Source organism: Pseudomonas sp. R4-39-08 (assembly GCF_003852275.1).
Classification (GTDB): Bacteria; Pseudomonadota; Gammaproteobacteria; order Pseudomonadales; family Pseudomonadaceae; genus Aquipseudomonas.
Window position 1 is genome coordinate 5,211,210 of record NZ_CP027733.1, and the last position, 25,118, is coordinate 5,236,327.

Consider the following 25,118-nt stretch of genomic DNA (forward strand, 5'->3'; position numbering starts at 1 on the left):
TCCTAGGCTGGGCGCGCTGTCGGCACTGGGTTGACCAGTTGCTCGAGCGTCGCGCGATCCAATAATTCGGTGTCCAATTTGATGTAAATCGCAGCTTCTTCCGCGATCACTACTGCATCCGTTACTCCAACGACGGCCTTGAGGCGCTCGGCCAGGCCAGCTTCGCGCATCGCTTCAGGCGATAACGGCAGGCGCAGGCTCGTCACATACGGAGGTTCGCGCATGGTAACAGCAAAGGCCAGCCAAAGTGCAGCCAGCCCGGCGCATCCGAGGAACACAACCGACAAACCGCCATGCTGGAACATCCAGCCGCCCATGATCCCACCCAGCGCCGAACCGAGGAACTGGCTGGTGGAATACACGCCCATCGCCGTGCCCTTGCCGCCGGCCGGTGAAACCTTGCTGATCAGCGAAGGCAATGACGCCTCCAGCAGGTTGAACGCAGTGAAGAACACCACCGTACCGATCACCAGCGCCCGCAGGCTGTCGCCGAACTGCCAGAAGAATAGTTCAGTGAGCATCAATGTCGCGACGGCGCCGAGTAAAACTCGTTTCATTTTGCGTTTCTTCTCGCCGTAGATGATGAACGGGATCATGGCGAAGAACGAAACCAACAGCGCGGTCAGGTAGACCCACCAGTGCTGCTCCTTGGGCAACCCGGCTTTTTGCACCAGGGCCAGGGGCAAGGCGACGAAGCTGCACATCAGCATTGCGTGCAACACGAAGATACCTAAATCCAGGCGCAGCAGGTCCGGATGCTTGAGGGTCGGCAACAGCGCCTGGCGCGCGACGCCGGATTCACGGTGCTGCAGCGTGCCGGTAGAGCGCGGCACCATAAAGGCCACGATCACGATACCGAACAATGCCATGCCGCCGGTGGCAAGAAACAACCCATGCAGGCCGAACGCGCGCGTCAGCAGCGGGCCGACCACCATTGCCACGGCAAACGACAAACCGATGGTCATGCCGATCATGGCCATGGCCTTGGTGCGATGCTGTTCGCGGGTCAGGTCCGACAGCAGCGCCATTACCGCGGCGGAAATCGCCCCGGCGCCCTGCAGGATACGTCCGGCGATCACGCCCCAGATCGAATCGGACTGCGCCGCGAGCACACTGCCGAGGGCGAACACGATCAGCCCCAGGTAAATCACCGGGCGCCGGCCGATACGGTCGGAAATAATGCCGAACGGAATCTGGAAGATCGCCTGGGTCAGGCCATAGGCGCCGATCGCCAGGCCGATTAATGCGGGGGTCGCGCCGGCGAGATCCATTCCATAGGTCGCCAGCACCGGCAACACCATGAACATGCCCAGCATACGGAAGGCGAACACCAGGGCCAGACCGCTTGCCGCTCGGGTCTCGCCGCTACTCATGCGTTCGCTATGGGGATCGTGCATGGAAAAACCTCGTGTGAACCGGCGGCGATTCTACCAGTCCCATCGATTGAGGGGGTATATGCGGCGCTTTGCCGCGCAGCTTTCATGTAAGGCTGCAAGCGGCCTTTTGACAGTGTATATTCATCCAGTCTTTAGCCGTATACTCCGGCATTATTTACGCCCGCCGTGCGAGGCCATCTTGGACAAGATCCTGATTCGTGGGGCTAGAACCCACAACCTGAAGAACATCGACCTGACCCTGCCCCGGGACAAATTGATCGTTATCACCGGCCTGTCCGGCTCGGGCAAATCGTCCCTGGCGTTCGACACGCTGTACGCCGAAGGCCAGCGGCGCTATGTGGAATCGCTGTCGGCCTATGCCCGGCAGTTCCTGTCAATGATGGAAAAGCCCGACGTCGACACCATCGAAGGTTTGTCGCCGGCCATTTCCATCGAGCAGAAGTCGACGTCCCATAACCCGCGTTCCACCGTGGGCACCATTACCGAAATCTACGATTACCTGCGTCTGCTGTATGCACGGGTGGGTATTCCCCGCTGCCCGGACCACGATATTCCGCTGGAAGCCCAGACCGTCAGCCAGATGGTCGACCTGGTCCTGACCCAGCCGGAAGGTGCCAAGCTGATGCTGCTGGCGCCCGTCATCCGCGAGCGCAAGGGTGAGCACCTGTCGGTCTTTGAAGAGCTGCGGGCGCAAGGTTTCGTGCGCGCCCGCATCAACGGCAAGCTTTATGAGCTGGATGAAGCGCCGAAGCTCGACAAGCAGAAGAAGCACTCCATTGACGTGGTAGTCGACCGCTTCAAGGTACGTGCCGATCTGCAGCAGCGCCTGGCGGAGTCGTTCGAGACCGCGCTGAAGCTGGCAGACGGTATTGCCCTGGTGGCGCCGATGGACGATGAGCCGGGCGAAGAGGTCATCTTCTCTGCGCGCTTTGCCTGCCCGATCTGCGGCCACGCTATCAGCGAGCTGGAACCCAAGCTGTTTTCCTTCAACAACCCGGCCGGCGCCTGCCCGACCTGTGATGGCCTGGGCGTTAAGCAATTCTTCGACATCAAGCGCCTGGTCAATGGCGAACTGACCTTGGCCGAGGGGGCGATACGCGGCTGGGACAGGCGCAACGTCTATTACTTCCAGATGCTGGGGTCGTTGGCGTCCCACTATAAGTTCAGCCTGGAGGTGCCGTTCAACCAATTGCCGACGGATCAGCAGAAGGTCATCCTCAATGGCAGTGGTTCGCAGAATGTCGACTTCAAATACCTGAACGACCGGGGCGATATCGTCAAACGTTCGCACCCGTTCGAAGGCATCGTGCCAAACCTGGAACGTCGCTATCGCGAGACCGAGTCGGCGAGCGTACGTGAAGAACTGGCCAAATTCCTCAGCACCCAACCTTGCCCTGATTGCCGCGGCACTCGCCTGCGCCGTGAAGCGCGGCATGTGTGGGTTGGCGAGAAGACGTTGCCGGCGGTGACCAACCTGCCAATCGGCGATGCCTGTGAATACTTTGGCGTGCTCAAGCTGACCGGCCGCCGTGGGGAGATTGCCGACAAGATCCTCAAGGAAATTCGCGAGCGTCTGCAGTTCCTGGTCAACGTTGGCCTGGATTATCTATCGCTGGATCGCAGTGCCGATACCTTGTCGGGTGGCGAGGCCCAGCGGATTCGCCTGGCCAGCCAGATCGGCGCGGGGCTGGTGGGCGTGTTGTACATCCTCGACGAGCCGTCGATTGGTTTGCACCAACGTGACAATGATCGCCTGCTGGGTACGCTGAAGCACCTGCGGGATATCGGCAACACGGTGATTGTGGTCGAGCACGATGAGGACGCTATTCGCCTGGCGGATTACGTCGTTGATATCGGCCCGGGGGCTGGCATACATGGCGGGCATATTGTCGCCGAAGGCACACCTGCCGAAGTGATGGCTCACCCGGACTCCCTGACCGGTAAATACCTGTCTGGCCGGGTCAAAATTCAAGTGCCGGCCAAACGTACCCCACGCAACAAGAAGATGGCCTTGCACCTCAAGGGTGCCCGTGGCAACAACTTGCGCAATGTGGACCTGGAAATTCCCCTGGGCCTGCTGACCTGTGTGACCGGTGTTTCCGGTTCGGGCAAGTCGACGCTGATCAACAACACGCTGTTCCCATTGAGTGCCACCGCCCTGAACGGCGCCACTACCCTGGAAGCGGCGGCCCACGACAGCATCAAGGGCCTGGAACACCTAGACAAAGTGGTCGATATCGACCAGAGCCCGATTGGCCGTACGCCGCGTTCCAACCCAGCGACGTATACCGGGCTGTTCACGCCGATTCGCGAGCTGTTTGCCGGCGTTCCGGAATCCCGCTCGCGGGGTTATGGGCCAGGCCGCTTCTCGTTCAACGTCAAGGGCGGTCGCTGTGAAGCCTGCCAAGGCGACGGTCTGATCAAGGTAGAGATGCACTTCCTGCCGGATATCTACGTACCGTGCGACGTGTGCAAGAGCAAACGCTATAACCGCGAAACCCTGGAAATCAAATACAAGGGCAAGAACATCCACGAAACCCTGGAGATGACCATCGAGGAAGCTCGGGTGTTCTTCGATGCGGTTCCGGCGCTGGCGCGCAAGCTGCAGACGTTGATGGATGTTGGTCTGTCTTATATCAAGCTGGGGCAGTCGGCGACCACGCTATCGGGTGGTGAAGCGCAGCGGGTGAAGTTGTCCCGTGAGTTGTCCAAACGGGATACGGGCAAAACCCTGTATATCCTTGATGAACCCACTACGGGCCTGCACTTTGCCGATATCCAGCAACTGCTGGACGTGCTGCACCGCTTGCGCGATCACGGCAACACAGTGGTAGTGATCGAGCACAACCTGGACGTGATCAAGACGGCAGACTGGCTGGTAGACCTAGGACCGGAGGGCGGTTCCAAGGGCGGTCAGATCATTGCGGTCGGTACACCGGAGCAAGTCTCCGAAATGTCACAGTCCCACACTGGCTACTACCTGAAGCCGCTGCTGGAGCGTGACCGGGCCTGATTTATCGGGCCCAATACAAAGCCCCTGTCACCTCATCGGTGGCAGGGGCTTTTTTGCAGCCGGAATCAGAACTGCGATTGCAGGTAATTTTCCAGGCCGATCAGCTTGATCAGACCCAACTGCTTTTCCAGCCAGTAGGTGTGATCTTCTTCGGTGTCATTTAACTGCACTCGCAGAATTTCACGAGTGACATAGTCGTTGTGCTGCTCGCAGAGCTCGATGCCCTTGCAGAGCGCGGCCCGCACCTTGTACTCAAGGCGAAGATCGGCTGCGAGCATGTCAGGCACCGTAGTGCCCACATCCAAGTCGTCGGGGCGCATACGTGGCGTACCTTCGAGCATCAAGATACGGCGCATCAGTGCGTCAGCGTGCTGCGCCTCTTCTTCCATCTCGTGATTGATACGTTCGTAGAGCTCGGTAAAGCCCCAGTCTTCGTACATGCGCGAATGGATGAAATATTGGTCACGAGCTGCCAGTTCGCCCGTCAGCAACGTGTTGAGGTAATCGATTACGTCGGGGTGACCTTGCATCGCCCTACATCTCCCTGCTTGAAAGTCTGTAGTTTGAACCATGCTGACTTGAAGGTCACGGGATCAACGGCAGAAAAGCGAAGATTTCCGGAGAAAAGTAGCTGAAATAACGCAAAAACCGCCCAAATGAGGGCGGTTCTGCTTATCGTTTAGAGTCAGTTAAGCGATACACCCAGTGCCTTTGCGATTGCTTCTCCATAAGCGGGGTCCGCCTTATAGAAATGCTGCAGCTGGCGCTGGACCACATCGCTGGAAACGCCGCCCATCGCACCGGCGATGTTGCTGGTAAGCAGCGCTTTCTGCTCGTCGCTCATCAAGCGGAACAGCGCGCCGGCGTGGCTGTAGTAATCGGTATCTTCGCGATGATCGTAACGATCTGCTGCGCCGCTCAAGGCGAGTGCAGGCTCCGCGTAGTGTGGCGCCTGCTTAGGCGCATCGGCGTAGCTGTTTGGCTCGTAGTTGGGCGCTGCGCCACCGTTGCTGCCAAAGGCCATCGAACCGTCACGCTGATAGCTATTGACGGGGTTACGTGGGGCGTTCACCGGCAGCTGCTGGTGATTGGTGCCAACGCGGTACCGATGAGCATCTGCGTAGGCAAAGACGCGACCTTGCAGCATACGGTCTGGCGACAGGCCAACGCCCGGAACCATGTTGCTTGGGCCGAACGCGGCTTGTTCCACTTCAGCGAAATAGTTCTGCGGGTTGCGGTTGAGTTCCAGCTCACCCACCTCGATCAGGGGGAACTCCTTCTGCGACCAGGTCTTGGTTACATCGAACGGGTTTTCGTAATGAGCATTGGCCTGGGCCTCGGTCATGACTTGGATGCAGACGCGCCATTTCGGGAAGTCACCGCGCTCGATTGCGCCGAACAGATCGCGCTGGGCGTAGTCTGGATCGGTGCCCGCCAGGCGCGCAGCTTCAGCCGGTGCCAGGTTCTTGATGCCTTGCTTGGTCTTGTAGTGCCACTTCACCCAGTGGCGCTCGCCCTTGGCGTTAATCAGGCTGTAGGTGTGACTGCCGAAGCCGTGCATGTGGCGGTAGCCGTCCGGGATGCCACGGTCCGAAAACAAGATGGTGACCTGGTGCAGCGCCTCTGGGGAGTGCGACCAGAAATCCCACATCATCTGCGCGCTTTTCAGGTTGCTTTGCGGCAAGCGCTTTTGGGTATGGATGAAATCGGGGAATTTCAGCGGGTCGCGGATGAAGAACACAGGCGTGTTATTGCCAACGATGTCCCAGTTGCCTTCCTCGGTGTAGAACTTCAAGGCGAAACCGCGTGGGTCGCGCTCAGTGTCAGCCGAACCGCGCTCGCCACCCACAGTGGAGAACCGCAGGAAGGTCGGCGTTTGCTTACCTACTGACTCGAACAGCTTGGCGCTGGTGTATTGAGTAATGTCTTGGGTAACGGTGAACGTACCGTAGGCGCCCGAACCTTTGGCGTGTACACGGCGCTCCGGAATATTTTCACGATTGAAGTGAGCGAGCTTCTCGATCAGGTGAAAGTCGTCGAGCAGCAGTGGGCCACGGGGGCCGGCGGAACGGGAATTCTGATTATCCGCAACGGGAGCTCCGCTTGCGGTGGTAAGGATTTTATTCTGGCTCATGCGCAATCTTCCTCAGGTCGGAATTGAAACTGCCGGCTAATCGGCTTGGAGGGAGTATTGATCAACGGCATGACACCCACAAATTTATTAAATTGCGGACTTCAATAGAAAATTACTACCAACCAAGGCAATACGCATAGTGCCCCTTGCTCCATAGGGAAACTTGTACATATCGCGCTTTTGTTACGCGCACAAAAAACCGGGCGCTAGGCCCGGTTCTTCGTTACAGACTCGTCTTACTCGGCGCTTACAGCTTCGCCGGCAGTAGCACGATCAACCAACTCGACGTACGCCATAGGCGCGTTGTCGCCAGTGCGGAAACCGCACTTGAGGATGCGCAGGTAGCCACCCTCACGGGTAGCGTAACGCTTGCCCAGGTCGTTGAAGAGCTTACCAACGATAGCTTTCGAACGAGTACGGTCGAAAGCCAGACGGCGGTTAGCCAGGCTGTCTGTCTTGGCCAAAGTGATCAGCGGCTCAGCAACGCGACGCAGTTCTTTAGCTTTCGGCAGTGTAGTTTTGATCAGCTCGTGCTCGAACAGCGACACCGCCATGTTTTGGAACATGGCCTTGCGGTGCGAGCTGGTACGGCTCAGGTGACGACCACTTTTACGATGACGCATGGTTCATTCCTTACCAAACTCACGTTCGGTGATTACGACGATCAGGCAGTCGCCTTGTCGTCCTTCTTAAGACTTGCAGGCGGCCAGTTGTCGAGGCGCATGCCGAGGGACAGACCGCGGGAGGCCAGAACGTCCTTGATTTCAGTCAAGGATTTCTTGCCCAGGTTCGGAGTCTTCAACAGTTCTACTTCGGTACGCTGAATCAGATCACCGATGTAGTAAATGTTTTCCGCCTTAAGGCAGTTAGCCGAACGTACAGTCAGTTCCAGATCGTCAACCGGGCGAAGCAGGATCGGATCGATCTCGTCTTCCTGCTCGATTACCACTGGTTCGCTGTCACCTTTGAGGTCGACGAACGCAGCCAACTGCTGTTGCAGAATGGTTGCAGCGCGGCGGATAGCCTCTTCAGGATCCAGGGTACCGTTGGTTTCCAGATCAATAACCAGCTTGTCCAGGTTAGTACGCTGCTCGACACGGGCGTTTTCCACCACGTATGCGATACGGCGAACCGGGCTGAACGAAGAGTCAAGCTGCAAGCGACCAATGCTGCGGCTTTCGTCTTCATCGCTCTGACGCGAGTCGGCCGGTTCATAACCACGACCACGAGCTACGGTGAGCTTCATGTTCAGGGCGCCGTTAGACGCCAGGTTAGCGATTACGTGATCGGGGTTAACGATCTCGACATCATGATCCAGCTGAATATCGGCAGCGGTAACCACCCCCGAACCCTTCTTCGACAAGGTCAGCGTAACTTCGTCACGGCCGTGCAGCTTGATAGCCAGACCTTTAAGGTTCAACAGGATTTCAATTACGTCTTCCTGTACACCTTCGATGGCGCTGTACTCGTGGAGCACACCGTCAATCTCGGCCTCGACTACTGCACAGCCGGGCATTGAGGACAACAGGATGCGGCGCAGCGCGTTGCCCAGGGTGTGGCCAAAACCACGTTCGAGAGGCTCGAGCGTAATTTTAGCGCGGGTTGGACTGACAACCTGCACATCAATGTGGCGGGGTGTCAGGAACTCATTTACCGAAATCTGCATGGATGCACCTATTTTCTAGCCCTTACTTGGAGTAGAGCTCGACAATCAGGCTTTCGTTGATGTCGGCGGACAGATCACTGCGAGCAGGAACGTTCTTGAAAACGCCCGACTTCTTCTCAGTGTCTACTTCTACCCATTCTACGCGGCCACGTTGGGCACACAGATCGAGAGCTTGGACAATGCGAAGTTGGTTTTTTGCTTTCTCGCGAACTGCGACCACGTCACCAGCACGAACCTGGTAGGACGGAACGTTTACGGTCTGACCGTTAACGCTGATCGACTTGTGCGATACCAGCTGACGGGATTCGGCACGAGTCGAACCAAAGCCCATACGGTATACAACGTTGTCCAGACGGCATTCGAGCAGTTGCAGCAGGTTTTCACCGGTTGCACCTTTTTTGCCAGCAGCTTCTTTGTAGTAGCCGCTGAACTGACGCTCGAGAACGCCGTAAATACGACGGACCTTCTGCTTTTCACGCAGTTGGGTGCCGTAATCGGACTGGCGACCGCGGCGTTGGCCGTGGATACCAGGTGCTGCTTCAATGTTGCACTTCGATTCGATCGCGCGCACGCCGCTCTTCAAGAAGAGATCGGTGCCTTCGCGACGAGCGAGTTTGCATTTTGGACCAATGTAACGAGCCATTCTTTACAATCTCCTGGATTACACGCGGCGCTTCTTCGGCGGACGGCACCCGTTGTGCGGGATTGGCGTCACGTCGGTGATGCTGGCGATCTTATAGCCACAGCCGTTCAAAGCACGGACAGCAGACTCACGACCTGGACCTGGACCTTTGACGTTAACGTCGAGGTTTTTCAGGCCGTATTCCAGCGCAGCTTGGCCAGCACGTTCAGCAGCTACTTGAGCAGCGAACGGGGTGGACTTGCGGGAACCGCGGAAACCCGAACCACCGGAGGTAGCCCAAGAAAGCGCGTTACCTTGACGGTCGGTGATGGTCACGATTGTGTTGTTAAAAGATGCATGGATGTGGGCGATGCCATCAACCACTGTCTTTTTAACTTTTTTACGAGGACGAGCAGCAGGTTTTGCCATGATAATTTTCCTGTCGATTCGCGTGGGCGATTACTTGCGGATCGGCTTACGCGGACCTTTACGGGTACGCGCGTTAGTCTTGGTACGCTGACCGCGCACTGGAAGACCACGACGATGACGCAGACCACGGTAGCAACCGAGGTCCATCAAACGCTTGATTTTCATGTTGATTTCGCGACGCAGGTCACCTTCAGTGGTGAACTTCGCCACTTCGCCACGCAACAGCTCAATCTGCTCGTCGCTCAGATCTTTGATCTTTGCGGCTGGGTTTACCCCAGTATCTGCGCAAATTTTCTGCGCAGTAGTGCGACCAACACCATAGATGTAGGTCAGCGAGATAACAGTGTGCTTGTTATCTGGAATGTTAACGCCTGCAATACGGGCCATTCAGTGGGACTCCAATTGACAGCTACCTACGCCCCGGAAGCCAAGAAATAGGGCGCGAGATAATATCGCTGTAATAACAAATAATCAACCCGGCAGCGCACTAGCTGCCGGGCTTCAAGCGGATCACACTCAGCCTTGGCGCTGTTTGTGACGCGGTTCCGCGCTGCAAATTACTCGAACAACACCTTCGCGGCGAATAATTTTGCAGTTACGGCACAGCTTTTTCACCGATGCACGAACTTTCATCACCAACTCCTCGAACCTTATGGGGTACTCAGCGCAACATGCCGCTGCCGTAGCCCTTCAGGTTGGCTTTCTTCATCAGGGATTCGTACTGGTGCGAAACGAGGTGCGATTGTACTTGGGACATGAAGTCCATCACAACCACGACCACGATCAGCAACGAGGTCCCGCCAAGGTAGAACGGAACGTTTGCTGCAACCACCAGGAACTGGGGAAGCAGACACACGGCCGTCATATATAGAGCACCGAACAGGGTCAAACGAGTCAGAACGCCATCAATGTAGCGCGCAGACTGCTCACCTGGACGAATACCCGGAATAAAGGCACCGGACTTCTTCAGGTTTTCCGCTACGTCTTTCGGATTGAACATCAACGCCGTATAGAAGAAGCAGAAGAAAATAATCCCTGCACTAAACAGCAGAATATTCAACGGCTGACCAGGAGCGATCGACTGAGAGAGGTCCTGCAGCCAGCCCATATTTTCGGACTGACCAAACCAGGTACCCAACGAAGCCGGAAACAGCAAGATGCTGCTCGCGAAAATTGCCGGAATAACGCCGGCCATATTCACCTTCAGCGGCAAGTGGCTAGTCTGCGCAGCAAAGACCTTACGGCCCTGCTGACGCTTGGCGTAGTGAACAGCAATACGACGCTGGCCACGCTCAATGAACACCACAAAACCGATAATCGCTACTGCCAGCAAACCGATGGCAACCAAGGCGAAGATATTGATATCACCCTGACGCGCAGACTCGAAAGACTGCCCGATTGCTCTCGGAAGACCGGCGACGATACCTGCGAAAATCAACATCGAGATACCGTTGCCAACACCACGCTCAGTAATCTGCTCACCCAGCCACATCATGAACATCGCACCAGCCACAAAAGTGGATACCGCGACGAAATGGAAGCCAAAGTCACCAGTGAACGCAACGCCCTGCCCAGCCAGGCCAACGGACATGCCGATAGCTTGAACCAGGGCGAGGACGACAGTGCCGTAGCGGGTGTACTGGCTAATCTTGCGACGGCCAGCTTCACCTTCCTTCTTCAACTGCTCCAACTGCGGGCTGACGGCGGTCATCAGTTGCATGATGATCGATGCCGAAATGTACGGCATGATCCCCAGTGCAAAGATGCTCATCCGTTCCAGCGCGCCGCCGGAAAACATGTTGAACAAGCTAAGAATGGTCCCCTCATTCTGTCGAAACAGGTCTGCGAGTCGGTCCGGGTTGATACCTGGAACCGGGATGTGTGCGCCTATTCGGTAGACGATAATCGCCAGGAACAGAAAACGCAGACGAGCCCAAAGTTCAGACATACCGCCTTTGCCGAGCGCTGAGAGAGCACCTTGCTTAGCCATTTATTCCTCGAACTTGCCGCCAGCTGCTTCGATAGCCGAACGCGCACCTTTGGTGGCGCCGATTCCCTTGCCGATAGTGACAGCGCGAGTCACTTCACCGGACAGCATGATTTTCACACGCTGTACGTTGACGTTGATCACGTTGGCATCTTTCAGGGTCTGCACAGTAACGATGTCGCCTTCCACTTTAGCCAGCTCGGACAGACGCACTTCTGCGCGGTCCATGGCTTTCAGGGATACGAAACCGAACTTAGGCAGGCGACGATGCAGCGGCTGTTGACCGCCTTCAAAGCCTGGAGCAATGGTGCCACCGGAGCGGGAGGTTTGACCTTTGTGGCCACGGCCACCAGTCTTACCCAAACCGCTACCGATACCACGGCCCGGACGATGCTTTTCGCGACGGGAACCCGGCGCTGGACTCAGATCATTGAGTTTCATCGATTAACCCTCTACACGCAGCATGTAGTAAGCCTTGTTGATCATCCCGCGATTCTCGGGAGTATCCTGGACTTCTACAGTGTGACCGATGCGACGCAGACCCAGACCTTTAACGCACAATTTGTGGTTAGGGATGCGGCCGGTCATGCTTTTGATCAGCGTTACTTTAACGGTAGCCATGATCAGAAGATCTCCTTGACAGTCAAGCCGCGCTTGGCAGCAATGGACTCAGGAGATTGCATAGCTTTCAAACCCTTGAAAGTGGCGTGAACCACGTTTACCGGGTTAGTCGAGCCGTAGCACTTGGCCAGAACGTTCTGAACGCCAGCAACTTCGAGGACAGCACGCATAGCGCCGCCAGCGATGATACCGGTACCTTCAGAAGCAGGCTGCATGTACACCTTCGAAGCGCCATGGGCGGACTTCATTGCGTACTGCAGAGTGGTGCCGTTCAGATCAACTTGGATCATGTTGCGACGAGCAGCTTCCATTGCCTTCTGGATCGCGGCAGGCACTTCACGTGACTTGCCACGGCCGAAGCCAACACGCCCTTTACCATCACCAACCACGGTCAACGCGGTGAAAGTGAAGATACGGCCGCCTTTAACGGTTTTGGCTACGCGGTTAACTTGAACCAGCTTCTCAATGTAGCCTTCGTCGCGCTTTTGGTCGTTATTTGACATAACTTAGAACTCCAGCCCAGCTTCACGAGCAGCATCAGCCAGCGCTTTAACGCGGCCGTGGTACTTGAAGCCAGAGCGGTCGAAAGCCACTTGCGAGACGCCCACGGCCTTAGCACGTGTAGCGACCAGCTGGCCAACCTTTGTGGCCGCGTCGATGTTGCCGGTGGCACCATCACGCAGTTCTTTATCCAAAGTCGAGGCGCTTGCCAGGACTTTGTTGCCGTCGGCCGAGATGACCTGGGCGTAGATATGCTGCGACGAGCGGTACACGCAGAGACGCACGACTTCGAGTTCGTGCATTTTCAGGCGTGCTTTGCGAGCGCGACGCAGTCGAGTAACTTTTTTGTCGGTCATTTGCTATGCCCTACTTCTTCTTGGCTTCTTTACGACGGACGACTTCGTCCGCGTAGCGCACACCTTTGCCTTTGTACGGCTCTGGTGGACGGAAGTCGCGGATCTCAGCGGCCACCTGACCTACCAGCTGCTTATCGATGCCCTTGATCAGGATATCGGTTTGGCTAGGGGTCTCAGCGGTGATGCCTTCCGGCAGTTCGTAATCCACTGGGTGCGAGAAGCCAAGGGCAAGGTTCAGAACCGTGCCTTTTGCTTGCGCTTTGTAACCAACACCGACCAGCTGGAGCTTACGCTCGAAGCCTTGGCTTACGCCTTGGACCATATTGTTTACCAACGCACGCGTGGTACCGGCCATTGCGCGAGTTTGTTGATCGCCATTGCGAGCAGCGAAACGCAGCTCACCAGCTTCTTCAACGATCTCAACGGACGAATGGATGTTCAGTTCAAGAGTGCCCTTGGCACCCTTCACCGAAAGCTGTTGGCCTGCGAATTTGACTTCGACACCGGCTGGCAGCTTAACGGGGTTCTTAGCGACGCGAGACATGCTTATCCCCCTTAGAACACAGTGCAAAGAACTTCGCCGCCGACACCGGCAGCGCGCGCAGCACGATCCGTCATCACACCTTTGTTGGTGGAGACGATAGACACGCCCAGACCGCCACGAACTTTCGGCAGATCTTCAGCGGACTTGTACTGACGCAGGCCTGGACGGCTAACGCGCTTCACTTCCTCGATGACCGAACGGCCTTCGAAGTACTTCAGCTCGATGGACAGCAACGGCTTGATTTCGCTGCTGATCTGATAACCCGCAATGTAACCTTCGTCTTTCAGGACTTTGGCAACAGCTACCTTCAACTTGGAAGATGGCATGCTTACGACGGACTTTTCAGCCATCTGGGCATTACGGATACGAGTTAGCATGTCCGCTAACGGGTCCTGCATACTCATGGGCTAGACGCTCCTAATACACAAAAAATTAGCCTTGCGGCTACATATATCGCCGAGAATCTCCGAGCGTAAAAAACACGGGCTCAGGCGAGCCGCGTATTTTAGACACAGTCCGGAAATGAAACAAGCCCCAAAAGGGGCTTGTTCCAGATTCAAGGTCACCGGCGGTCAGTATCTTGCGATACCAACCACCTTGACGCTGAAAGTACTTACCAGCTGGCTTTAACCAGACCTGGTACGTCACCACGCATTGCCGCTTCACGCAGTTTGTTACGGCCGAGGCCGAACTTGCGGTAAACGCCGTGTGGACGACCGGTCAGGCGGCAGCGGTTACGCATGCGCGAGGCGCTTGCGTCACGTGGCTGCTTCTGCAGAGCAACTGTAGCTTCCCAACGCGCTTCTGGACTTGCGTTCAGATCAACGATGATTGCTTTCAGTGCTGCACGCTTCTTGGCGTACTTGGCAACCGTGAGCTGACGTTTCAGCTCGCGGTTTTTCATGCTCATCTTGGCCATGGTCCTACTCCAATCAGTTGCGGAACGGGAATTTGAAAGCACGCAACAGGGCGCGACCTTCATCATCGTTCTTGGCAGTGGTGGTCAGGGTGATGTCCAGACCGCGGAGAGCATCGATCTTGTCGTAGTCGATTTCCGGGAAGATGATCTGCTCTTTCACGCCCATGCTGTAGTTACCACGACCATCGAAGGACTTGGCATTCAGGCCGCGGAAGTCGCGAACCCGAGGCAGGGAGATCGACAGCAGACGATCCAGGAATTCGTACATACGCTCACGGCGCAGAGTCACTTTGACGCCGATCGGCCAGCCTTCGCGGACTTTAAAGCCAGCGATGGATTTCCGAGCGTAAGTCACAACGACTTTTTGACCGGTGATCTTTTCCAGGTCAGCAACAGCGTGCTCGATGACTTTTTTGTCACCGACCGCTTCGCCCAAACCCATGTTCAGGGTGATTTTGGTAACGCGTGGAACTTCCATCACGTTCGAAAGCTTAAGTTCTTCCTTAAGTTTCGGTGCGATTTCTTTCCAGTAAATCTCTTTTAGTCGTGCCATGGTCTTCTACCTAGCAGTGTTCAAGCATCAACCGCTTTTTGGGTCGACTTGAAGACACGAATTTTCTTGCCATCTTCTACTTTGAAACCAACGCGGTCAGCCTTGTTGGTTTCGCCGTTGAAAATGGCGACGTTAGAAGCGTCCAGCGGAGCTTCTTTTTCGACGATACCGCCCTGCACGCCCGACATCGGGTTAGGCTTGGTATGACGCTTGACCAGGTTCAGACCGCCGATAACCAGACGGTTATTAGCGAGAACCTTAAGCACCTTACCGCGCTTACCTTTGTCTTTGCCGGCGATCACGATGATCTCGTCGTCACGACGAATCTTTTGCATGTCGGATCTCCTTACAGCACTTCTGGGGCGAGCGAGACGATCTTCATGAACTTCTCAGTACGAAGTTCACGGGTCACTGGCCCAAAGATACGGGTGCCGATAGGCTCTTGCTTGTTGTTCAGAAGAACAGCAGCGTTGCCATCAAAGCGGATAATGGAGCCATCAGCACGACGTACGCCGTGACGAGTGCGGACTACAACAGCAGTCATCACTTGGCCTTTTTTCACTTTACCGCGAGGAATTGCTTCCTTGACGGTAACCTTGATGATGTCACCGATACCAGCGTAACGACGATGGGAGCCACCCAGCACCTTGATGCACATAACGCGGCGAGCGCCGCTGTTATCGGCCACATCGAGCATGGATTGAGTCTGAATCATATAATTTCTCCGACCCCTAGTCCTTAGACTTCCACAGCGCGTTCGAGAACATCAACCAATGCCCAAGACTTGGTCTTGGCCAGCGGACGAGTTTCACGAATAGTGACTTTGTCGCCGATGTGGCACTGATTGGTTTCGTCGTGCGCGTGCAGCTTAGTCGAACGCTTAACATATTTACCGTAGATCGGGTGCTTAACGCGACGCTCGATCAAAACGGTGATGGTTTTGTCCATCTTGTCGCTGACAACACGGCCAGTCAGCGTACGGACAGTCTTTTCGGCTTCAGCCATGATCACTTACCTGCCTGCTGGTTGAGCACAGTCTTCACGCGAGCGATGTCGCGCTTAACTTGCGAGAGCAGATGAGACTGCCCCAACTGGCCAGTTGCTTTCTGCATACGCAGATTGAACTGGTCGCGCAGCAGGCCGAGCAGTTGCTCGTTCAGCTGCTGTGCGGATTTTTCACGAAGTTCATTCGCTTTCATCACATCACCGTCCGTTTAACAAAGGCGGTGGCGAGCGGCAGCTTTGCAGCAGCCAGGGCAAAAGCCTCACGCGCCAGCTCTTCAGTTACACCCTCGATTTCATACAGGACTTTGCCTGGCTGAATCTGGGCTACCCAGTATTCCACGTTACCCTTACCTTTACCCATCCGAACCTCGAGAGGTTTTTTGGAGATCGGCTTGTCCGGGAATACACGGATCCAGATCTTGCCGCCACGTTTTACGTGACGGGTCAGAGCACGACGCGCTGACTCGATCTGACGAGCGGTGAGACGACCACGAGCTACAGACTTCAGCGCGAACTCGCCGAAGCTGACTTTGCTACCGCGCTGAGCCAGACCACGGTTGTGGCCTGTCATCTGCTTGCGGAACTTCGTACGCTTTGGTTGCAACATTTGGCGTACCCCTTACTTAGCAGCTTTTTTACGAGGCGCTGGTGCTTGTGGTTTCAGTTCTTCTTGGCGACCACCAATTACTTCGCCTTTGAAGATCCAAACCTTTACACCGATCACACCGTAAGTGGTGTGAGCTTCGTAGTTGGCATAGTCGATGTCGGCACGCAGGGTGTGCAATGGCACACGACCTTCGCGATACCATTCAGTACGTGCGATTTCAGCACCGCCGAGACGACCGCTCACTTGGATTTTGATGCCTTTGGCACCAATGCGCATGGCGTTCTGTACAGCGCGCTTCATAGCGCGACGGAACATGACACGACGCTCCAGCTGCTGAGCTACGCTCTGCGCAACCAGCATACCGTCGAGCTCCGGCTTGCGGATCTCTTCGATATTGATGTGCACAGGCACACCCATTTGCTTGGTCAGGTCCTGACGCAGTTTCTCAACATCTTCACCTTTCTTCCCGATAACGATACCTGGACGAGCGGTGTGGATGGTGATACGTGCGGTTTGCGCCGGGCGATGGATATCGATACGGCTTACGGACGCGCTTTTTAGTTTGTCTTGGAGATACTCACGCACCTTCAGATCAGCGAACAAATAGTCCGCATAAGTCCGGCCGTCTGCATACCAGACGGAGGTGTGTTCCTTGACGATTCCCAGGCGAATGCCAATGGGATGTACTTTCTGACCCATCTCTTCGACTCCGTTACTTGTCAGCAACCTTGACAGTGATATGGCAAGACCGCTTGACGATGCGATCAGCACGGCCTTTGGCACGTGGCATGATGCGCTTCAGCGAACGCCCTTCGTTGACGAAAACGGTGCTGACCTTCAGGTCATCAACGTCTGCGCCTTCGTTATGCTCGGCGTTGGCTACGGCCGACTCCAGCACTTTCTTCATGATCTCGGCGGCTTTCTTACTGCTGAAAGCCAACAGGTTGAGCGCTTCGCCCACCTTCTTCCCGCGGATCTGGTCGGCGACCAAGCGGGCTTTCTGGGCGGAGATTCGAGCGCCCGACAACTTAGCGGCTACTTCCATTTCCTAACCCCTTAACGCTTGGCTTTCTTGTCTGCCACGTGCCCACGATAAGTGCGGGTACCGGCAAACTCGCCCAGTTTGTGGCCGACCATGTCTTCGTTAACGAGAACTGGGACGTGTTGACGACCGTTGTGTACTGCGATGGTCAAACCGACCATTTGTGGCAGGATCATCGAACGACGCGACCAGGTTTTAACTGGTTTGCGATCGTTCTTTTCCGCCGCCACTTCGATCTTCTTCAGTAGGTGAAGATCAATAAAAGGACCTTTTTTCAGAGAACGTGGCACTGTCGTATCCCTCTATTTACTTGCGACGACGGACGATCATTTTGTCGGTACGCTTATTACCACGAGTCTTCGCGCCCTTAGTCGGGAAGCCCCATGGCGATACCGGATGACGACCACCAGAGGTACGACCTTCACCACCACCGTGTGGGTGGTCAACCGGGTTCATGGCAACACCACGAACGGTTGGGCGAACGCCACGCCAGCGTTTGGCACCAGCTTTACCCAGCGAACGCAGGCTGTGCTCGGAGTTCGAGACTTCGCCCAGGGTCGCACGGCATTCAGCCAGTACTTTACGCATCTCACCAGAACGCAGACGCAGGGTCACGTAGACACCTTCACGAGCGATCAGCTGAGCCGAAGCACCAGCGGAACGAGCGATTTGCGCGCCTTTACCTGGCTTCAATTCGATGCCGTGTACGGTGCTACCAACTGGAATGTTGCGCAGTTGCAGAGCGTTGCCCGGCTTGATCGGTGCCAAGGCACCTGCGATCAGCTGGTCACCAGCACTCACGCCTTTAGGGGCGATGATGTAGCGACGCTCGCCATCTGCGTACAGCAGCAGAGCGATGTGAGCAGTACGGTTTGGATCGTATTCAATACGCTCGACAGTGGCGGAGATGCCATCTTTGTCGTTGCGACGGAAATCGACCAGACGATAATGCTGCTTATGGCCACCACCGATGTGACGAGTGGTAATACGACCATTGTTGTTACGACCACCAGTCTTCGATTTCTTCTCGAGCAGCGGTGCGTGAGGAGCGCCTTTATGCAGCTCCTGGTTGACCACCTTGACCACAAAACGGCGGCCAGGGGAAGTCGGTTTGCATTTAACGATTGCCATGATGCACCCCTTCCTTACTCAGCACTGCTGCTGAAATCGAGATCTTGGCCTGGTTGAAGGGAGATAACCGCCTTCTTCCAGTCATTACGCTTGCCCAGACCGCGAGCAGTGCGCTTGCTCTTACCCAGAACATTCAGGGTAGTAACACGCTCTACTTTCACGCTGAACAGGCTTTCGACGGCCTTCTTGATTTCCAGCTTGGTTGCGTCAGTTGCAACCTTGAAAACGAACTGACCTTTCTTGTCAGCCAGAACCGTAGCCTTTTCGGAAACGTGCGGGCCAAGCAGAACTTTAAATACGCGTTCCTGGTTCATCCCAGCAGCTCCTCGAATTTCTTCACGGCCGACACGGTGATCAACACCTTGTCGTATGCGATCAGACTAACTGGATCGGAACCTTGCACGTCACGTACATCAACGTGAGGCAGGTTGCGAGCAGCCAGGTACAGGTTCTGATCAACAGCTTCAGACACGATCAAAACGTCGGTCAGGCTCATGTTGGTCAGTTTGCCCAGCAGTTCTTTGGTTTTTGGACTTTCAACAGCGAAGTCCTGAACCACGACCAGACGATCAGTACGCACGAGTTCAGCAAGGATGGAGCGCAGTGCTGCGCGGTACATCTTCTTGTTGAGCTTCTGAGAGTGATCCTGTGGACGAGCTGCGAAAGTGGTACCACCGCCACGCCAGATTGGGCTACGGATAGTACCGGCACGAGCACGGCCAGTGCCTTTCTGACGCCAAGGGCGCTTACCGCCACCACGTACGTCGGAACGGGTCTTTTGCTGCTTGCTACCTTGACGGCCGCCGGCCATGTAGGCCACGACTGCTTGGTGAACCAGCGTCTCGTTGAATTCGCCGCCAAATGTCAGTTCGGAAACTTCGATCGCTTGAGCGTCATTTACATTTAATTGCATGTCAGCTTCCCCTTAACCGCGAGCCTTGGCCGCTGGACGTACAACCAGGTTGCCGCCAGTAGCGCCAGGAACAGCACCCTTGACCAACAACAGATTGCGTTCAGCGTCGACGCGCACTACTTCGAGGGACTGCACGGTCACGCGCTCAGCGCCCATATGACCGGACATTTTTTTGCCCTTGAATACACGACCAGGAGTCTGGCACTGGCCAATAGAGCCCGGGACGCGGTGGGAAACGGAGTTACCGTGAGTGTTGTCTTGACCACGGAAATTCCAACGCTTGATCGTACCCTGGAAGCCTTTACCCTTGGACTGACCGGTTACATCAACCAGTTGACCAGCGGCGAAGATTTCAGCGTTGATCAGATCGCCAGCCTTGTAGTCGCCGTCTTCAAGACGGAACTCCATGACGGTGCGACCAGCTGCAACGTTTGCTTTAGCGAAGTGACCTGCTTGAGCAGCAGTCACGCGCGAAGCACGACGCTCGCCGACAGTGACTTGCACTGCACGATAGCCATCGGTTTCTTCAGTTTTGAACTGGGTGACGCGATTCGGCTCGATCTCAATGACCGTGACCGGAATGGAGACACCTTCTTCGGTGAAAATACGGGTCATACCGCATTTACGACCGACTACACCAATAGTCATGTTGTAAACCTCATGAGTGTACGGGGCTTTCACCCGCTATGGCCGCCCATTTCAGAGCGTTACACGACTAAGACCCAAGTCTTAGCCGAGGCTGATCTGTACTTCCACACCGGCCGCCAGATCAAGCTTCATAAGTGCGTCAACGGTTTTATCCGTTGGCTGGACGATGTCCAGTACGCGCTTATGAGTGCGGATCTCGTACTGGTCACGCGCGTCTTTGTTGACGTGCGGGGAGACCAGAACGGTAAACCGCTCTTTACGGGTAGGCAGTGGAATTGGACCACGCACTTGAGCACCAGTACGTTTCGCGGTTTCCACGATTTCCTGGGTGGATTGGTCGATCAGGCGATGGTCAAAAGCCTTCAACCTGATACGGATTTGCTGATTTTGCATTGGATTTCAGACTCCGGCTGCTATTCCCAGCGAGCGCAATACGCCCGTTAAAAGGAGGCGCAATTCTATAGACGGCCCTGATAGGTGTCAACCCAATAAAAAAGGCCCCCGCTGAGCGGGGGCCTTTTCAAAACATCAGAACTATCTCAGAAGAGATAATTACTCGATGATTTTAGCTACAACGCCAGCACCAACGGTACGGCCGCCTTCACGGATTGCGAAACGCAGACCGTCTTCCATAGCGATGGTTTTGATCAGGGTGACAACCATTTTGATGTTGTCGCCTGGCATTACCATTTCTACGCCTTCCGGCAGTTCGCAGTTACCAGTCACGTCAGTAGTACGGAAGTAGAACTGTGGACGGTAGCCTTTGAAGAACGGAGTGTGACGGCCGCCTTCTTCTTTGCTCAGCACGTACACTTCAGCTTCGAACTTGGTGTGCGGCTTAACCGAACCTGGCTTGACCAGAACCTGGCCACGCTCAACGTCGTCACGCTTGGTACCACGCAGCAGAACGCCGCAGTTCTCGCCAGCACGACCTTCGTCGAGCAGTTTACGGAACATTTCAACACCGGTGCAGGTGGTGACGGTAGTGTCACGCAGACCAACGATTTCCAGTGGATCTTGAACCTTGACGATACCGCGCTCGATACGACCAGTTACAACAGTACCGCGACCGGAGATCGAGAATACGTCTTCGATTGGCATCAGGAACGGCTTGTCGATAACACGGACTGGATCTGGGATGTAGCTGTCCAGAGTTTCAACCAGTTTACGAACGGACGTGGTGCCCATTTCGTTGTCGTCTTTGCCTTCCAGAGCCATACGAGCAGAACCGATGATGATCGGAGTGTCGTCACCTGGGAAGTCGTAAGTGCTCAGCAGGTCGCGCACTTCCATCTCAACCAGTTCCAGCAGCTCAGCGTCGTCTACCAGGTCAGCCTTGTTCAGGTAAACCACGATGTACGGAACGCCAACCTGACGGGACAGCAGGATGTGCTCACGGGTTTGTGGCATCGGACCATCAGCGGCCGAGCAAACCAGGATTGCGCCGTCCATCTGGGCAGCACCGGTGATCATGTTCTTCACATAGTCAGCGTGACCTGGGCAGTCAACGTGAGCGTAGTGACGGATCAGCGAGTTGTATTCAACGTGCGCGGTGTTGATGGTGATACCACGAGCTTTTTCTTCTGGTGCGCTGTCGATTTTATCGAAATCAACGATTGCGGAACCGAATACTTCGGAGCAAACGCGAGTCAGAGCAGCAGTCAGAGTGGTTTTACCGTGGTCAACGTGACCGATAGTGCCAACGTTGACGTGCGGTAGGGAACGATCAAATTTTTCTTTAGCCACGACAATTAACTCCTTGCCTAAAGGACTGAATCAGCCTTGTTTTTTGGATACAGTTTCAGCGATGTGCGCCGGAGCTGTGTTGTATTTTTTGAATTCCATAGAGTAGCTTGCGCGACCCTGAGACATGGAGCGAACGTCGGTCGCATAACCGAACATCTCACCCAACGGAACCTCGGCGCGAATCACTTTGCCGGAAACCGTGTCTTCCATACCCAAGATCATGCCGCGACGACGGTTAAGGTCGCCCATGACATCACCCATATAGTCTTCAGGTGTAACAACTTCTACCGCCATGATTGGCTCAAGCAACTCACCACCGCCCTTCTGGGCCAGTTGCTTGGTTGCCATGGAGGCAGCCACCTTAAACGCCATCTCGTTGGAGTCGACGTCGTGGTAAGAACCGTCAAAAACGGTTGCTTTCAGGCCGATCAGCGGATAGCCGGCAACAACACCGTTCTTCATCTGCTCTTCGATACCCTTCTGGATAGCAGGGATGTATTCCTTAGGAACAACACCACCTACTACTTCGTTCACGAATTGCAGACCTTCCTGACCTTCGTCAGCAGGAGCAAAACGGATCCAGCAGTGACCGAACTGACCACGACCGCCGGATTGACGAACGAACTTGCCTTCGATTTCACAGCTCTTCGTGATGCGCTCACGATAGGAAACCTGAGGCTTACCGATGTTGGCTTCGACGTTGAACTCACGGCGCATCCGGTCAACCAGGATGTCCAGGTGAAGCTCGCCCATGCCCGAGATGATCGTTTGACCAGTCTCTTCATCAGTCTTGACGCGGAAAGATGGATCTTCCTGAGCAAGCTTGCCCAGAGCGATACCCATTTTTTCCTGGTCATCCTTGGTCTTGGGCTCAACGGCAACCGAAATAACCGGCTCCGGGAAGTCCATGCGAACCAGGATGATTGGCTTGTCAGCGTTGCACAAGGTTTCACCGGTGGTGACGTCCTTCATGCCGATCAAGGCCGCGATGTCACCAGCGCGCACTTCCTTGATCTCTTCGCGGGCGTTTGCATGCATTTGCACCATACGACCCACGCGCTCTTTCTTGCCTTTAACCGAGTTGATTACGCCGTCGCCGGAGTTCAACACGCCCGAGTAAACGCGGACGAAGGTCAAGGTACCCACGAATGGGTCAGTGGCAATTTTAAATGCCAGAGCGGAAAACGGTTCTGCGTCGTCTGCATGACGCTCCAGCTCGATAGTCTCGTCATCCGGGTCGGTACCCTTGATGGCAGGAATATCAACCGGTGCCGGCAGGTAGTCGATCACAGCATCGAGAACCAGGGGAACGCCCTTGTTCTTGAACGAGGAGCCACAAACAGCCAGGACGATCTCACCAGCGATAGTACGCTGACGCAGAGCAGCCTTGATTTCCACGTTGGTGAGTTCTTCACCTTCGAGGTACTTGTTCATCAGCTCTTCGTTGGCTTCGGCCGCAGCTTCAACCATGTTGTTGCGCCATTCGTCAGCCAGTTCCTGCAGTTCAGCAGGGATAGGCTTGCGAACAGGAACCATACCTTTGTCGGCATCGTTCCAGTAGACAGCTTCCATGGTCAGCAGATCGATCTGGCCTTGGAAATTATCTTCGGAACCGATAGCCAGCTGGATCGGCACCGGAGTGTGACCTAGACGTTGCTTGATCTGACCGATCACACGCAGGAAGTTGGCACCAGCACGGTCCATCTTGTTTACGTAAACAAGACGTGGAACGCCGTATTTGTTGGCTTGACGCCATACGGTTTCCGACTGTGGCTCAACACCCGAGGTACCGCAGAACACAACGACAGCGCCGTCGAGTACGCGCAGGGAACGTTCAACTTCAATGGTGAAGTCTACGTGACCCGGGGTATCGATTACGTTGAAGCGGTGCTCGTCTTTGTACTGCTTCTCGGAACCTTTCCAGAAGGCGGTAATAGCAGCAGAAGTAATGGTAATACCACGCTCCTGCTCCTGAACCATCCAGTCTGTGGTCGCGGCGCCGTCATGCACCTCGCCCATCTTGTGACTTTTGCCGGTGTAAAACAGTACGCGCTCGGTGGTGGTGGTTTTACCAGCATCCACGTGAGCGACGATACCGATATTACGGTAGCGGCTAATCGGAGTAGTACGAGCCATAAAGCCCTCGCAAAATTAGTGAAGCTAAAATTAGAAGCGGTAGTGCGAGAAAGCTTTGTTAGCTTCAGCCATACGGTGCACGTCTTCACGCTTCTTAACAGCAGCACCTTTACCTTCAGCAGCGTCCAACAGTTCGCCGGCCAAACGCAGGGCCATAGACTTCTCGCCGCGCTTACGGGCGAAGTCTACCAACCAGCGCATTGCCAGAGCGTTACGACGGGACGGACGAACTTCAACCGGAACCTGGTAAGTAGCACCGCCTACACGGCGCGACTTCACTTCGACCAGCGGAGCGATGGCGTCGAGAGCTTTCTCGAAGATTTCCAGGGGGTCGCTGTTCTTGCGTTCTTTAACCTTTTCCAGCGCGCCATAAACGATACGCTCGGCAACGGCTTTCTTGCCGCTTTCCATTACGTGGTTCATGAACTTGGCCAGAATTTGGCTTCCGTATTTTGGATCGTCAAGCACTTCGCGCTTGGCTGCTACGCGTCTTCTTGGCATGGATAAGCCCTCAAACGGTCTTCAGGTTCGCTCGGAATCGGTGCCCTTTCGGGACGCCTCCGACCTTACTCTTATCGACTCAGAAAATAAGATGATTCAGGTTTACAAAAAGCCGTTACTACTTAGGCTTCTTGGTACCGTACTTCGAACGACCCTGGTTACGACCTTTAACGCCGGAAGTATCCAAGGAGCCGCGTACGGTGTGATAACGAACACCTGGCAAGTCTTTTACACGACCGCCGCGGATCAGTACCACGCTGTGCTCTTGCAGGTTGTGGCCTTCACCGCCGATGTACGAGGAAACCTCGAAACCGTTGGTCAGGCGCACACGGCATACTTTACGCAGTGCCGAGTTAGGTTTTTTCGGCGTGGTGGTATACACACGGGTGCATACGCCACGACGTTGCGGGCAGTTCTGCAGCGCAGGCACGTCGGATTTCTCGACGATACGCTTACGCGGCTGACGTACCAGCTGGTTGATAGTTGCCATCTACTAGCTCCACTGTTGTCTTGCGACGCTATTGTCTTGCAAGAAAAGCAAAATGGCAGGAACGAATTCCCGCCAAATTTAGGGGTACAAGAGTCTAAAGAGGATCTTGCCCCCAGTCAAGGCAAGGCCCCGACCTCCCCGCCCGTCGAACCGGGGC

Annotated in this window: 36 protein-coding genes; 1 reads left to right on the plus strand and 35 read right to left on the minus strand. The window is 55.4% G+C overall.

The genetic code is table 11. The features are described from left to right. Positions 1 to 2: 2 nt before the first annotated feature. Positions 3 to 1,397: an MFS transporter gene (locus C4J88_RS24090; protein WP_124364611.1), complete on the minus strand. Its 1,395-nt coding sequence runs from the start codon at positions 1,395 to 1,397 to the stop codon at positions 3 to 5. 178 nt (positions 1,398 to 1,575) lie between these two features. On the opposite strand from C4J88_RS24090, the gene uvrA reads away from it, so the two are divergent. Further along, positions 1,576 to 4,410, plus strand: coding sequence for an excinuclease ABC subunit UvrA (uvrA, locus tag C4J88_RS24095; RefSeq protein WP_124408311.1), 2,835 nt, complete (start codon positions 1,576 to 1,578; stop codon positions 4,408 to 4,410). Positions 4,411 to 4,475: 65 nt separating this feature from the next. Here the strand turns inward: uvrA and bfr are convergent, their stop codons facing one another. The 34 genes from bfr to rpsL form a co-directional block, all read right to left on the minus strand. Continuing rightward, positions 4,476 to 4,940 carry a bacterioferritin gene (bfr, locus tag C4J88_RS24100; protein ID WP_003176400.1) on the minus strand — a complete coding sequence of 155 codons (465 nt, stop codon included), beginning with the start codon at positions 4,938 to 4,940 and terminating at the stop codon, positions 4,476 to 4,478. Between the two features lie 155 nt (positions 4,941 to 5,095). After that, positions 5,096 to 6,544 (minus strand): catalase, encoded by a 1,449-nt coding sequence (locus tag C4J88_RS24105; protein ID WP_124405421.1) that lies wholly within the window; start codon positions 6,542 to 6,544, stop codon positions 5,096 to 5,098. Between the two features lie 236 nt (positions 6,545 to 6,780). Beyond that, on the minus strand, positions 6,781 to 7,167 hold the full coding sequence (gene rplQ / locus C4J88_RS24110; protein ID WP_007918448.1) for a 50S ribosomal protein L17: 387 nt from the start codon (positions 7,165 to 7,167) through the stop codon (positions 6,781 to 6,783). Between the two features lie 41 nt (positions 7,168 to 7,208). Next, positions 7,209 to 8,210 (minus strand): DNA-directed RNA polymerase subunit alpha, encoded by a 1,002-nt coding sequence (gene rpoA, locus C4J88_RS24115; RefSeq protein ID WP_003176403.1) that lies wholly within the window; start codon positions 8,208 to 8,210, stop codon positions 7,209 to 7,211. Between the two features lie 22 nt (positions 8,211 to 8,232). Then, the gene (rpsD, locus tag C4J88_RS24120; protein ID WP_003176404.1) at positions 8,233 to 8,853 is read right to left on the minus strand and encodes a 30S ribosomal protein S4; all 621 of its coding nucleotides are present in this window, start codon (positions 8,851 to 8,853) and stop codon (positions 8,233 to 8,235) included. Between the two features lie 18 nt (positions 8,854 to 8,871). Next, complete coding sequence (rpsK, locus tag C4J88_RS24125) at positions 8,872 to 9,261, minus strand: 30S ribosomal protein S11 (protein WP_002555466.1); 390 nt, start codon at positions 9,259 to 9,261, stop codon at positions 8,872 to 8,874. Between the two features lie 30 nt (positions 9,262 to 9,291). Further along, positions 9,292 to 9,648 (minus strand): 30S ribosomal protein S13, encoded by a 357-nt coding sequence (gene rpsM / locus C4J88_RS24130; protein WP_003210063.1) that lies wholly within the window; start codon positions 9,646 to 9,648, stop codon positions 9,292 to 9,294. 129 nt (positions 9,649 to 9,777) lie between these two features. Beyond that, the gene (gene rpmJ, locus C4J88_RS24135) at positions 9,778 to 9,894 is read right to left on the minus strand and encodes a 50S ribosomal protein L36 (RefSeq protein ID WP_002555468.1); all 117 of its coding nucleotides are present in this window, start codon (positions 9,892 to 9,894) and stop codon (positions 9,778 to 9,780) included. A 28-nt stretch (positions 9,895 to 9,922) separates the two neighbouring features. Then, positions 9,923 to 11,251, minus strand: coding sequence for a preprotein translocase subunit SecY (gene secY / locus C4J88_RS24140; RefSeq protein WP_003194637.1), 1,329 nt, complete (start codon positions 11,249 to 11,251; stop codon positions 9,923 to 9,925). After that, the gene (rplO, locus tag C4J88_RS24145; RefSeq protein ID WP_003176407.1) at positions 11,252 to 11,689 is read right to left on the minus strand and encodes a 50S ribosomal protein L15; all 438 of its coding nucleotides are present in this window, start codon (positions 11,687 to 11,689) and stop codon (positions 11,252 to 11,254) included. It abuts the gene before it with no gap. Positions 11,690 to 11,692: 3 nt separating this feature from the next. Then, on the minus strand, positions 11,693 to 11,869 hold the full coding sequence (gene rpmD, locus C4J88_RS24150; RefSeq protein WP_003176408.1) for a 50S ribosomal protein L30: 177 nt from the start codon (positions 11,867 to 11,869) through the stop codon (positions 11,693 to 11,695). Between the two features lie 2 nt (positions 11,870 to 11,871). Next, a complete protein-coding gene (rpsE, locus tag C4J88_RS24155) occupies positions 11,872 to 12,372 on the minus strand; it encodes a 30S ribosomal protein S5 (protein ID WP_003176409.1) in 501 nt (166 codons plus the stop codon). Positions 12,373 to 12,375: 3 nt separating this feature from the next. After that, positions 12,376 to 12,726: a 50S ribosomal protein L18 gene (rplR, locus tag C4J88_RS24160; RefSeq protein WP_017135964.1), complete on the minus strand. Its 351-nt coding sequence runs from the start codon at positions 12,724 to 12,726 to the stop codon at positions 12,376 to 12,378. A gap of 10 nt (positions 12,727 to 12,736) precedes the next feature. Beyond that, positions 12,737 to 13,270 carry a 50S ribosomal protein L6 gene (rplF, locus tag C4J88_RS24165; protein WP_003176412.1) on the minus strand — a complete coding sequence of 178 codons (534 nt, stop codon included), beginning with the start codon at positions 13,268 to 13,270 and terminating at the stop codon, positions 12,737 to 12,739. 11 nt (positions 13,271 to 13,281) lie between these two features. Continuing rightward, complete coding sequence (gene rpsH, locus C4J88_RS24170) at positions 13,282 to 13,674, minus strand: 30S ribosomal protein S8 (protein WP_003176413.1); 393 nt, start codon at positions 13,672 to 13,674, stop codon at positions 13,282 to 13,284. A gap of 209 nt (positions 13,675 to 13,883) precedes the next feature. After that, complete coding sequence (rpsN, locus tag C4J88_RS24175) at positions 13,884 to 14,189, minus strand: 30S ribosomal protein S14 (protein WP_003176414.1); 306 nt, start codon at positions 14,187 to 14,189, stop codon at positions 13,884 to 13,886. A 13-nt stretch (positions 14,190 to 14,202) separates the two neighbouring features. Further along, positions 14,203 to 14,742 carry a 50S ribosomal protein L5 gene (gene rplE, locus C4J88_RS24180; RefSeq protein WP_003176415.1) on the minus strand — a complete coding sequence of 180 codons (540 nt, stop codon included), beginning with the start codon at positions 14,740 to 14,742 and terminating at the stop codon, positions 14,203 to 14,205. A gap of 20 nt (positions 14,743 to 14,762) precedes the next feature. Beyond that, positions 14,763 to 15,077 carry a 50S ribosomal protein L24 gene (rplX, locus tag C4J88_RS24185; protein ID WP_003176416.1) on the minus strand — a complete coding sequence of 105 codons (315 nt, stop codon included), beginning with the start codon at positions 15,075 to 15,077 and terminating at the stop codon, positions 14,763 to 14,765. Positions 15,078 to 15,088: 11 nt separating this feature from the next. Then, a complete protein-coding gene (gene rplN, locus C4J88_RS24190) occupies positions 15,089 to 15,457 on the minus strand; it encodes a 50S ribosomal protein L14 (RefSeq protein WP_002555479.1) in 369 nt (122 codons plus the stop codon). Positions 15,458 to 15,480: 23 nt separating this feature from the next. Further along, complete coding sequence (gene rpsQ / locus C4J88_RS24195; protein WP_003176419.1) at positions 15,481 to 15,747, minus strand: 30S ribosomal protein S17; 267 nt, start codon at positions 15,745 to 15,747, stop codon at positions 15,481 to 15,483. A 2-nt stretch (positions 15,748 to 15,749) separates the two neighbouring features. Beyond that, a complete protein-coding gene (rpmC, locus tag C4J88_RS24200; protein ID WP_002555481.1) occupies positions 15,750 to 15,941 on the minus strand; it encodes a 50S ribosomal protein L29 in 192 nt (63 codons plus the stop codon). Continuing rightward, entirely contained in the window at positions 15,941 to 16,354 is a 414-nt protein-coding gene (rplP, locus tag C4J88_RS24205) for a 50S ribosomal protein L16 (protein WP_003232424.1), read from the minus strand. The genes rpmC and rplP overlap by 1 nt, the downstream gene beginning before the upstream one ends. 12 nt (positions 16,355 to 16,366) lie before the next feature. Further along, a complete protein-coding gene (rpsC, locus tag C4J88_RS24210) occupies positions 16,367 to 17,053 on the minus strand; it encodes a 30S ribosomal protein S3 (RefSeq protein ID WP_003176422.1) in 687 nt (228 codons plus the stop codon). Positions 17,054 to 17,066: 13 nt separating this feature from the next. Beyond that, complete coding sequence (gene rplV / locus C4J88_RS24215) at positions 17,067 to 17,399, minus strand: 50S ribosomal protein L22 (RefSeq protein WP_003103908.1); 333 nt, start codon at positions 17,397 to 17,399, stop codon at positions 17,067 to 17,069. A gap of 11 nt (positions 17,400 to 17,410) precedes the next feature. Further along, complete coding sequence (gene rpsS, locus C4J88_RS24220) at positions 17,411 to 17,686, minus strand: 30S ribosomal protein S19 (protein WP_002555486.1); 276 nt, start codon at positions 17,684 to 17,686, stop codon at positions 17,411 to 17,413. Positions 17,687 to 17,702: 16 nt separating this feature from the next. Then, positions 17,703 to 18,527 (minus strand): 50S ribosomal protein L2, encoded by an 825-nt coding sequence (gene rplB, locus C4J88_RS24225; RefSeq protein WP_003176423.1) that lies wholly within the window; start codon positions 18,525 to 18,527, stop codon positions 17,703 to 17,705. 14 nt (positions 18,528 to 18,541) lie between these two features. Then, positions 18,542 to 18,841 (minus strand): 50S ribosomal protein L23, encoded by a 300-nt coding sequence (gene rplW / locus C4J88_RS24230; protein ID WP_002555488.1) that lies wholly within the window; start codon positions 18,839 to 18,841, stop codon positions 18,542 to 18,544. Beyond that, complete coding sequence (gene rplD, locus C4J88_RS24235) at positions 18,838 to 19,440, minus strand: 50S ribosomal protein L4 (RefSeq protein WP_057014518.1); 603 nt, start codon at positions 19,438 to 19,440, stop codon at positions 18,838 to 18,840. Before rplD ends, rplW begins: the two co-directional genes overlap by 4 nt. A 12-nt stretch (positions 19,441 to 19,452) precedes the next feature. Further along, on the minus strand, positions 19,453 to 20,088 hold the full coding sequence (gene rplC, locus C4J88_RS24240; RefSeq protein ID WP_003176425.1) for a 50S ribosomal protein L3: 636 nt from the start codon (positions 20,086 to 20,088) through the stop codon (positions 19,453 to 19,455). An 81-nt stretch (positions 20,089 to 20,169) separates the two neighbouring features. Continuing rightward, a complete protein-coding gene (gene rpsJ / locus C4J88_RS24245) occupies positions 20,170 to 20,481 on the minus strand; it encodes a 30S ribosomal protein S10 (RefSeq protein WP_003186070.1) in 312 nt (103 codons plus the stop codon). Between the two features lie 159 nt (positions 20,482 to 20,640). After that, positions 20,641 to 21,834, minus strand: a complete 1,194-nt coding sequence (gene tuf / locus C4J88_RS24250) for an elongation factor Tu (protein WP_003176426.1) — start codon at positions 21,832 to 21,834, stop codon at positions 20,641 to 20,643. Positions 21,835 to 21,864: 30 nt separating this feature from the next. Beyond that, on the minus strand, positions 21,865 to 23,970 hold the full coding sequence (gene fusA, locus C4J88_RS24255; RefSeq protein ID WP_124364614.1) for an elongation factor G: 2,106 nt from the start codon (positions 23,968 to 23,970) through the stop codon (positions 21,865 to 21,867). A 30-nt stretch (positions 23,971 to 24,000) separates the two neighbouring features. After that, entirely contained in the window at positions 24,001 to 24,471 is a 471-nt protein-coding gene (gene rpsG, locus C4J88_RS24260) for a 30S ribosomal protein S7 (RefSeq protein ID WP_002555493.1), read from the minus strand. Positions 24,472 to 24,589: 118 nt separating this feature from the next. Beyond that, positions 24,590 to 24,961, minus strand: a complete 372-nt coding sequence (gene rpsL, locus C4J88_RS24265) for a 30S ribosomal protein S12 (RefSeq protein WP_002555494.1) — start codon at positions 24,959 to 24,961, stop codon at positions 24,590 to 24,592. Positions 24,962 to 25,118 lie beyond the last annotated feature (157 nt).